At 46.7% G+C, this 7,082-nt stretch carries 6 protein-coding genes; all 6 read right to left on the bottom strand.

Annotation, left to right across the window (positions count from 1 at the left end; translation table 11 throughout):
* Positions 1-67: 67 nt before the first annotated feature.
* Positions 68-1,003: a sugar ABC transporter substrate-binding protein gene (locus ABIO93_RS19705; RefSeq protein WP_348070771.1), complete on the bottom strand. Its 936-nt coding sequence runs from the start codon at positions 1,001-1,003 to the stop codon at positions 68-70.
* A 64-nt stretch (positions 1,004-1,067) separates the two neighbouring features.
* Positions 1,068-2,021 (bottom strand): ABC transporter permease, encoded by a 954-nt coding sequence (locus ABIO93_RS19700; protein ID WP_348070769.1) that lies wholly within the window; start codon positions 2,019-2,021, stop codon positions 1,068-1,070.
* Positions 2,022-2,083: 62 nt separating this feature from the next.
* The gene (locus ABIO93_RS19695; RefSeq protein WP_348070767.1) at positions 2,084-3,586 is read right to left on the bottom strand and encodes a sugar ABC transporter ATP-binding protein; all 1,503 of its coding nucleotides are present in this window, start codon (positions 3,584-3,586) and stop codon (positions 2,084-2,086) included.
* Positions 3,587-3,788: 202 nt separating this feature from the next.
* A complete protein-coding gene (locus ABIO93_RS19690; RefSeq protein ID WP_348070765.1) occupies positions 3,789-4,949 on the bottom strand; it encodes a Gfo/Idh/MocA family oxidoreductase in 1,161 nt (386 codons plus the stop codon).
* 47 nt (positions 4,950-4,996) lie between these two features.
* Entirely contained in the window at positions 4,997-6,034 is a 1,038-nt protein-coding gene (locus ABIO93_RS19685) for a TIM barrel protein (protein WP_348070763.1), read from the bottom strand.
* Positions 6,035-6,173: 139 nt separating this feature from the next.
* Positions 6,174-7,082: hypothetical protein (locus ABIO93_RS19680; protein WP_348070761.1), on the bottom strand; the 909-nt coding region annotated here is incomplete at its 5' end.

Below are 7,082 nucleotides of genomic sequence, written 5' to 3'. Positions count from 1 at the left end.
GATTTGCAAATTGCAAATCCAAAACTTCGTCGTCTAAAGTCTGGAATATTAACTTTGACAGATCTTTCTACTTCAAAAACTCCCCCGCATTTTCCTTCGTCACCAACTGAAATGGAATCAAAACCTCCTTTTCAAAAGCCTGTTTCTTAGCAGCCTTAACCGCAGTTTCGATAGCTTTTCCGCCTTGTTCTTTGGCGTTTTGGAAAACGGTAGCGTCCAATGTTCCTTTTTTTACAGCTTGGAGCGCGTCGGGGATCGCGTCAACACTTACAACGATGACCTTGCCTTTTAATCCCGCAGCTTCCAGCGCTTTTACCGCACCCATTCCCATTTCGTCATTCTGAGCAAAAATTGCATTGATCTTTGGCCCAAAAGACTGGATCCAGTTTTCAGTAAGAGACATTCCTTTTGCCCTATCCCACTCACCGGACTGTTCTGCCAGCAGCTTTAACCCCGGATTGGCTTTCAAAATCTCTTTTGCGCCATTGTCTCTTTTGATCTGAGCGGCCTGTCCCATAAAACCGTGCATCATCAGGATATTTCCTTTTCCACCCAATTTATCCACAATGTATTTCATCGCGATCCGCGCAGATTCAGTATCGTCGGAACCGACAAATGCTGTGGGCTTGGCCGACGTTTCGGAATTGACATTAATGATCGGAATTTTCGCATCCATCGCTAGTTTGACAGCCGGTGAACTCGCTTCTACCTCACAAGGATTCATAATGATCGCATCCACTCCCTGTGCTATAAAGCTTTCTACCTGTTCCACCTGCTTCAATGCCGACCGTTCGGCATCCACTGTGATCAGCTCGACGCCAAGTTCCTTTGCCTTGGCCTCCATCTCGTCATTGACATTGACAATAAATTCGTTCTGCATACTCAGCATCGTAGCGCCGATCACAAGTTTCTTTTCAGCCCCGTCACCGGACTCACCGGTTTTTGATTGATTGCAGCCAAATACGAGCGATCCGGCTAATAGTATGTAGTACTTAATTTTCATAATGAGGCTTTTTTGGCCGTCGGCTGTCAGCTCCCGGCAGTCACATTTTATTGATCTTTCTGATTTATTCTCTTCCTTTTTTACCGGCGCTATCCAAAACTACCGCGCCGATGATAATCACACCCATTACTACTTGTTGGTAATAAGATGTCACATTCAAGAGGTCCAGACTATTGCTAATTACACCAATTAACAATGCACCGATCAGCGTACCCGCCATGGTACCTGTGCCGCCGGATGTACTCGTCCCTCCAATGATGGCGGCCGCAATCGCGTCCAGTTCAAAACCTGCCCCTGAATTAGGTTGGCCTGTTGTGATCCTGGATGTAAGCAAAATACCTCCCAAAGCAGAAAGTATCCCACAAAGCGTATATACCCACATTTTGACACTGCTAACCCGAATTCCGGAAGCCCTGGCCGCCTGCTCATTACCGCCGACAGCATACATATACCTTCCCAAAATGGTCTTGTTCAGAATAACGGAACAAACAATAAAAGCAATAACCAGGATAATGATTGGAAACGGAATACCGAAAATATTTCCGCCGCCAATGAAATTGAAAGAGTCGGACAGGTTAGAAATTGGTCGTCCTTTGCTCAGGATGAGTGCCAATCCCCGGCCAATGGTCATGGTACCCAATGTTACAATGAATGGTGGCACCTTACTTTTGGTAATCACCAGGCCATTAAATGCCCCAAAAAGCAACCCTGCAGTGATAGCAGCCAGTAATGGAACGATTAACGGATAAGTATCGGGATGTGCGAAAAGTGCTGCTACTACCCCGGCCACCGCCACCATTGAACCTAACGAAAGATCAATTCCGCCGGTAATGATTACAAATGTTACCCCAAAAGCCAGTAATGCATTGATCGAAACCTGCGTCCCGATGATCATCAGGTTGGGCACCGTAAAAAATCGTGGCGTGCTCAGCGCAAGCACCAGGCAAATGATCGCAAATGCCAGGTAGATGCCGTACTGGCCGAGGTTGGTAAAGCGGGAGGTAGTATTTGTATTCACAGTTAAACTTCGGCTGTCAGCTTTTAGCGTTCGGCCTTTTTGTGTTGATTAGATAAAAATCGTCAAGCTATTGCATATTTCATAATCAGCTCCTGGGTTGCTTCCTGCTTCGAAAGCATAGCGGTTTGCCTTCCTTTCGACAACACTAATATCCGATCGCTCATGCCCAGAATTTCCGGTAATTCCGACGAAATCATGATGATAGCGATGCCTTTTTCCGCCAGGTTTCTGATCAGTTTATAAATTTCAAACTTTGCGCCCACGTCTACTCCGCGTGTTGGTTCGTCAAGGATAATAATATCGGGAGAAGCCAGAAGAACTTTTCCTATCACTACTTTTTGCTGGTTTCCACCACTGAGGTAAATCACTTTCTGATCCATTCCCGACGATTTTACTTTCAGGTCGGAGATCATTTGGCCAGCTATGGATTTTTCACTTTTTTGATCAATAAAAATTCCTTTCCGATGATTAGAAATGCTTGCCAGCGTCATATTATCCTTCACTGACATCGCGGGAATAAAGCCCAAAGCTTTCCGGTCTTCACTCACATAACCAATGCCATTTTTAATGGCTTTCACCGGAGAATGTACCTTCACCGTCTCTCCTGAGATTATAATCTCCCCCTCATCCAACGCATCCAGGCCAAATATCGCACGGGCAATTTCTGTTCTGCCTGCACCCATTAAGCCTGCCAGTCCCAGAATTTCTCCGGCATGGACATTGAAATTAATATCAGAAAATTTTCCTTTCCTACCCAGGCTCTTCACCGACAAAACTTCTTTTCCAGGCTGATGAATCGCATCCGGGAACATCTGGCCAATTTCCCTTCCTACCATCATCGCAATCAGGGAATGCTGATCCAGCTCCGTTGCTTTTTTTGTTCCAATGTATTTACCATCCCGTAAAACCGTAATGGTGTCCGAGATTTGAAAAATTTCATCCATTTTGTGGGAAATGTAGATGATACTCACTCCCCCGGATTTAAGATCGCTGATGATTTTGAAAAGTGTAGAAACCTCTTTATCTGATATGGCCGAAGTAGGCTCGTCCATGATAATTACTTTGGCATTATTCGAAATCGCTTTGGCAATCTCAATCATTTGCATTTGCGCCACACTCAGGTGTTTCATTCTGGTGTCGGGCGCTATCTGTACACCTATTTGTTCCAAAAGCTGCTCGGCCTGGTGATTGATACCAGTGTCATTCAGCCACCCGGCCAGCAATCCGATTTGGCCGGAAGCTTCTTTTTCCCTTCCCAGAAAAATGTTCTGCGCGACCGTCAGTTCCGGCACGATCAGAATTTCCTGGTGGATCATCGAAATACCTTTCTTTAAGGTTTCGCTAACATTGCTGTTTTTTAGATCTTTTCCCTCAAAAATAACCTCGCCGGAATCGGGAGCAAGCAGACCGATGAGGATCTTCATAAATGTTGACTTACCCGCCCCATTTTCACCCATCAATGCATGTACCTCGCCTCTTTTGAGGTTGAACTGCACATTGTCAAGTGCTTTCACACCTGAAAATGATTTACACAACTGGCTGACGGAGAGAATGTAATCGGACATATGGGTTGATTTCAAGAAAGGCTTCAGCCACATTCATCGTTTGCGGAATGTGGCTGAAGCCTTTGGATGATGGGACAGAGGATACAACGGTAACCCGAGGTCAGAAGCCTCTATAGCCCAGTGTTTCAACCCTGGGTTGGAGGGTGCCATCCCTCCCGGGCGAGCTGCCAGACACCCAGGGCTGAAGCCCTGGGTTGGGGGATCATCCTTCCCAGGTTACGCCGGTGTCTTTCCAGCTTTTTGATGCTGCGGAGTCCAGAACTGCTTCGCATACTTTCTGGGTTTCGAAGGCATCTTTGAATGTTGGAGAGCAGGGTTCGCCGGTTTGCAGGCTTTCGAAAAAGTCGGCTGCCTGGTGAATGAATGAGTGCTCGTAACCAATGCTGGTTCCAGGGATCCACCATCTTTTCATATAAGGCTGGTCGCCATCCGTTACCAAAATTGATCTCCATCCACGAACGATTGATTCGTCGCTATGGTCAAAATATTCCAGACGGTTCAAATCGTGCAGGTCCCAGCGGATGGATGCATGCTCACCGTTGATTTCAAATGTATAAAGTGCCTTGTGACCGCGTGCGTAACGCGTAGACTCAAAAAGACCCAAAGAACCATTGTCAAAATGGCAATGGAAAATACAGGCATCGTCGATACCTACTTTCTGAACTTCTCCGCTGCCTGCATGCACACGCTCCTTGATGAAAGTTTCTGTCACTGCGGACACATCTTTAATGCCACCATTGATCCACATGGCGGTATCAATGCAATGCGCCAGCAAATCGCCGGTAACACCAGAACCGGCCGCGTCTACATCTAGTCGCCATGTTCCGGTACCACCCTGCGGGACATCCGGATTAATTGTCCAGTCTTGCAAAAAGTTGGCACGGTAATGAAAAATCCTCCCCAGTTTACCTGAATCAACGATTTGCTTGGCCAATGTAACAGCGGGAACACGGCGATAGTTGTACCAAACCGTGTTTTTAACACCTGCTTTATCAATTGCGTCCACCATGGTTTTGGCCTCAGCTAATGTCCGTGCGAGTGGTTTTTCGCAAAGGATCATTTTCCCGGCCGCAGCCGCTGCTATTGCAATTTCGGCGTGGGTATCATTCGCAGTACAAATGTCAACCGCGTCAACATCATCCCGTGCGATTACCTTCTTCCAGTCTGTTTCGAAAGATTCGTAGCCCCATTGCTCAGCAAAAGCCTTTGCTTTTTCTGCATTGCGGGAACAAGCCACTTTCAGCACCGGCGTATATTCCAGTTCCGGGAAAAAGTTTGCAATTCTGTTATAGCCATTCGAGTGCGTCCGTCCCATGAGCCCGGTTCCGATCAGCGCAACTCTGATTTCTTTTTTATTTGCCATGATTTTTGAAGATCCGCAGGCTGAAGCCTGCGGTTAGATGTTTACGATTATACCTCCTGATACCAGCCGTGCGTCTTACGTACTTTGATCAAAGCCGCCAGGATGTCATTCCAGGTTTGCTGGCTTTCCATCACCGAGTTCGGGAACATACATCCGTCCCAGCAAATGTGGTTGAATGCCCTGGTAATGCTACCATTTTCGTCTCTCAGCCAATAACCGGCATCGTGCGTAATGTCTAGCTTACCATTCGGGTCGGTTGCCAGGCAGTGACGGCCTGTTTTATCATGCGAACCCGTTCCATGAACGGTTCCGTCATTTTGCGCAACGTGGAAATCAATCGTCCACGGACGTAGTGCCGCCGTCATTGTTTTCAATGCTTCGTCCAAAGCAGCGCGGTCGTTCCATTCAAAATCAACAGGCAATACACGGTCCTCAGGACGGTTATAACCTAGCAGATACAAGAATGTATGCGACATATCAGCCTGGAAACCCATATTTGGCCGGCTAACAGCCTCCATTGTATCGATCATGGTTCTCCAGCTGTGCATACCACCCCAGCATATTTCACCTTCGGCAGCGAGTTTTTCGCCGTAGTCAGCAGCCACATCGCAGGCCCTTCTGAAAGTTTCTGCGATCAATTTCGTATTGGCAACGGGATCAAGTGCCCAGGCTTCCGGCTTACTGGCAGAGTCGATGCGAACAATGCCATTCGGGCGAATGCCGTGTTCTCTCAGTTTTTGTCCAAAAACGCAGGATTTGCGCACCATTTCAACAAATGTATCGCGCTCATCTTTGCTACCCATTGCCGGACCGCCCCAGATCGGCGCCACAAGGCTTCCGATTTCCAGACCCAGTCCGCCTATTTTATCAACCAATTTCTTAATTCCATCGTCGCTCATATCCAGATCGATATGCGGATCAAAAAGGCCAAGATCGACACCATCGAATTTCACCCCGTCCACTTCGGCAGCGGCGGTTTTTTCAAGCATGGTATCAAATGAAATCACAGGCTCCGAATCAGAACCTTTGCCAACAATACCAGGCCATGTGGCATTGTGGAGTTTAGGGAAATTATTTTCAGGCATGGGTTAGTTGTTATTGGCTGTTAGCTTTTAGCGATTGGCTGTTAGCTGTCAGCTTTGATTAATAATGTTAAAATAAAAACTACAAACTTCCTTAATTCAATAACCAGCAAAAGCTAAAAAAGCAAAAGCTAAAAGCTAATTACAACACCAAATCCGGATTCCCAGGGCCAAAATGTTTCAAAATCACAATAGGATCGGTTTTCGATGGGTTGCTGATCACAACGCCTTCAGTGGCTGCTTTCTCGCTTACGAAAAATTCGTCGTATGTCAGTTGTCCGTAACGGATCAATGCAGGGGTTTCGATATCCCACGCACCGAATTTACCATGACCTTGCATCACGATAATTCCGTATGCAGCAGCATCTTTGATCGTGACAGTTTGCCCAGGTAAAACAGTTAGTTCTTTTGCACTAAATGCTTCATTCAGGTAGCAAACCCATTTTTCGCTATATCCTGCTGCTTCCATTTCTGCATCATTTCTCACAGATTTTGGACGCATGAAACGTGTTTCCAGCATGTTTGGATCTGTATTAAGCTCCCAGTCGATCACTTCCATCAATTGGTCATAATCTCCTTTGCGGTCTTCGGGAGTACCATTCCAAAGCAATTCCTCAGGAACAATCGCCTCATTTACAAGAGATTGGTACATTGCAAATACATCCGAAGCTTTTTGTGGTTCGTAGGTACACAAGCTGCCAGGTGCGTGCAACATTCCAGGAGGAACATCCCAGCCAGTGCCCGGTTCAAGCCGGAAAGCGGACGAGTAATTGGTAATTTTATTATCTCCTTTGTTGAAATTCATCAGACATTCCTTGATCTGCTCCTTTGTCGTTCCCGGCGTAATTCCGAAGAATGTATAAGGAAAATCACCGCCGTGGTTGTTCAGCTGCGGCGGGAAATAGTAGGCTTCCGGCTTACCATTCTGACCAATCAGTGCAGCGTGCTCATCATTGTGGTGAATGTGGTGAGGAAGTGGACCCATATTATCAAAAAACTTGGAATACATTGGCCAGCTTTTGTACTCATCCCACAGACGGTCGCCGATCAG

This window comes from Dyadobacter sp., from assembly GCF_039919315.1.
In the GTDB taxonomy this organism is placed as follows: domain Bacteria; phylum Bacteroidota; class Bacteroidia; order Cytophagales; family Spirosomataceae; genus Dyadobacter.
Note: the sequence above shows the minus strand (reverse complement) of the source record. Positions and strands in the feature narration are given on the sequence as shown.